This is a genomic window from Flavobacterium sp. (assembly GCF_028689845.1).
GTDB lineage: Bacteria > Bacteroidota > Bacteroidia > Flavobacteriales > Flavobacteriaceae > Flavobacterium.
Genome location: NZ_JAQVCH010000061.1, coordinates 1 through 2,909 on the forward strand (window position 1 = coordinate 1; position 2,909 = coordinate 2,909).

Annotated in this window: 4 protein-coding genes; 3 read left to right on the forward strand and 1 reads right to left on the reverse strand. The window is 34.3% G+C overall.

What is annotated here, in order from left to right:
- Positions 1-221 (reverse strand): hypothetical protein (locus PHR76_RS13080; protein ID WP_300063600.1); only part of this gene is annotated, 221 nt, incomplete at its 3' end.
- A gap of 231 nt (positions 222-452) precedes the next feature.
- On the opposite strand from PHR76_RS13080, the gene PHR76_RS13085 reads away from it, so the two are divergent.
- The 3 genes from PHR76_RS13085 to PHR76_RS13095 all read left to right on the forward strand — a co-directional run.
- A complete protein-coding gene (locus tag PHR76_RS13085) occupies positions 453-1,721 on the forward strand; it encodes a DUF2851 family protein (RefSeq protein ID WP_300063603.1) in 1,269 nt (422 codons plus the stop codon).
- Between the two features lie 80 nt (positions 1,722-1,801).
- A complete protein-coding gene (locus tag PHR76_RS13090; protein ID WP_300063606.1) occupies positions 1,802-2,629 on the forward strand; it encodes a hypothetical protein in 828 nt (275 codons plus the stop codon).
- Positions 2,630-2,742: 113 nt separating this feature from the next.
- A partial coding sequence (locus PHR76_RS13095; protein WP_300063609.1) for a hypothetical protein occupies positions 2,743-2,909 on the forward strand: 167 nt, incomplete at its 3' end.

Genomic DNA, 2,909 nt, shown 5'->3' on the forward strand with positions numbered 1-2,909 from the left:
GATCCATCTTTTGCGTTATCTGCATTAAGTGCAATTTCATCTGTTTTTGGCACTAAATCCAAATAGGTAAAATTTTCAGAGGTTAATCCATTGTCGATTTCAAAAGAGGCGATGCCATAACCTAAGTTAAATCCTTCGAGAAACGACATCACGGTATTTTGAAAAACCGCCACCAAAAAGCTAACTAAAAGAAGGGTACATAAAATCTTAAAACGTTTCATATGCTCTTATTATTTAAATAATGTTGATAATTTCGGTACAAAGGAAACTATTATTTTTTGAATAAGCAAATATTTTTATCGTTTTTCGATATTTTTTTATTGAAATTCTTATTATCCCATTTAAATATTGTCAAAAGACGTAAAAACTCCCGTGAAAAATTGCGATGAAACTAGGTGTACATATTTCATAAAATATATATCTTTGCTTGCAATACCTAAATTAATTAGAGGATGACTGAGCAATTTTTACATTATGTATGGTTTCAAAAACTGTTTTCACCGTTACAAGTTACCGTGGCAGGTGATGCCGTTGAGATTGTTGATATTGGTCAACTTAATACGGATGCTGGACCGGATGTGTTTAATGCTAAAGTGAAAATAAACAGTACTTTATGGGCTGGCAATGTGGAATTTCATCAAAAATCAAGTGATTGGATGCGTCACGGTCATACACATAATCCCTCTTATAATTCTGTTATTTTACATGTGGTTTTTGAAGTTGACGTACCTATTTATCGTGTTGATGGCAGTGAAATCCCTCAAGTAATTTTGAATTTCTCTCCTAATTTGTTGCAACAATATGAGACTTTACAAGGTCAGAAATCTTTTATTGCTTGCGAGAAACATATTGCAGAGGCGCTTCCCATTAATTTGTATAATTGGTTTGATCGTCTTTTAGTAGAACGTTTGGAACAGAAAACGGCGGTGATAGAAAAATTATTAAGCCAAACCGTTAATAATTGGGAAGCGGCATTTTATGTTATCTTGGCTCGTAATTTTGGTTTTTCAACTAATGCTTTGGCGTTCGAGTTGTTGGCGAAATCATTACCGCTGAATATTTTGGCGAAGCATAAAAATAACTTAATGCAATTGGAAGCTTTATTGTTTGGACAAGCTGGTTTTCTTGAAAAATCAAACATTTCCGATGCTTATTTTGTGGAATTACAGCACGAGTATCAATTTTTACAAACTAAATATCAATTGAAACCTATTGATAATTCATTGTGGAAATTATTACGATTACGACCAGCTAATTTTCCAACAGTGCGTTTAGCTCAATTTGCTGGGCTGATTTATAATTCCAGTAAATTATTCTCGAAAATTATTGAAACACCATCCTATATAAATTTACGTCTCTTGTTTAAGATTGAAATTTCTAGTTATTGGGAGACACATTATTTATTTGGTGAAGAAAGTAAGAGTACGCCTAAAGGTTTGTCGAAAGCATCTATTGATAGTCTATTGATTAATACAGTCGTACCATTTTTATTTCATTATGGAAAAATAAATAATGATGAACAGCTAATACAACACTCGTTTGATTTATTGAATGCCATGTTGCCAGAAAAAAATCATATTGTAATAGGTTTTGATTTGTGTGGTGTGAAAGCTCATTCTGCCTACGATTCACAAGCACTTATTCAATTGAAACGAGCTTATTGTGATGTACATAAATGCTTACAATGTCACCTCTCTAAACAGGTTCTTTATGCAAAATAATTAATAAAACACTTTTTTTGATAAATTTTCACTACTTTTGCTTCTTGGTATTTAATTATTCATCTTAAAATCATTTGGTTATGGAAAAGAAAATTACCGTTTTTGGAGTTATTGGCGAAGGTTTTGCTATTGGCATGAAAAACTCGCTTTCGTTGTTAGGCGCTGTGATTTTGTATGTTCTTACTATTTGGATTCCTTACATTAATGTAGGAACTACTATTGCCATGTGTTCTATTCCAGTCGAATTAAGTAAAGGAAAAGTGATTTCTCCGTTGTTTATTTTCGATGCAAAATATAGAAAATACATGGGAGAATTTTTCTTATTGCTGGGATTTGTTTCTATTGCCTTACTGCCTCTGATTTTATTTGGATTTGTGCCAGCTATTGTTATTTCCTTTGCGTGGTCGTTAGCTGTTTTTCTCTTGCTTGACAAAGGCGTTTCGCCAGGTGAAGCCTTGATACAAAGTAACAAGCTAACTTATGGTTATAAATGGACACTGTTCTTCATATCGCTTGTTTTGGGATTAATGGCAACCATCGTCTTGTTGTATCCACTTTTTGCTCTTATGGATTTCACCAATGGTTGTGCGTTCGATTCATTAGAAAGCCTAGAAGGAGTATCTTTTCCTTGGTGGCCAATTATTATGATTATTATTGTGTCGTTAGTGTTTCAATTTGTATCGTTGGGCGCATCGGCTGTTGTCTATCGTAAACTGACAGAACCTGCTCCAGTTAAAATTGAACCTAAACCAGCTCCAGCGCCTGTGGCTGCTGAACCAGTTATGAAAGAAAAACCAGCACCAGCACCTAAAGCTGAAGAGGTAAAACCAAAAGAAAGTAAACCTGCTGTTAAAAAGCCAGCTGCAAAAAAACCGGCAGCTAAAAAGCCTACTAAAAAAGCAGAATAACAGAATCGGTTATCAGATAAAAAACTCCGCAAAAACCACATGGGCTTTGCGGAGTTTTTTTGTATCTTTGTCCAATAGATTTTGTCACAACGTATTATACATAACCCTGTTTCATGAAAAAATTATTTCTGCTCGATGCTTATGCTTTGATTTATAGAGCGTATTATGCCTTTATGCGTATGCCGCGTACCAATTCTAAAGGATTGAATACCGGAGCCATTTTTGGTTTTGTCAATACGCTTGAGGATGTTTTGAAGCGCGAGAAACCGACTCATATAGC

What these genes read in the sequence shown, in the direction of transcription:
- PHR76_RS13085 (WP_300063603.1), top strand. Translation starts at nt 453, where the DNA reads ATGACTGAGCAATTTTTACATTATGTATGGTTTCAAAAACTGTTTTCA.
- PHR76_RS13090 (WP_300063606.1), top strand. Translation starts at nt 1,802, where the DNA reads ATGGAAAAGAAAATTACCGTTTTTGGAGTTATTGGCGAAGGTTTTGCT.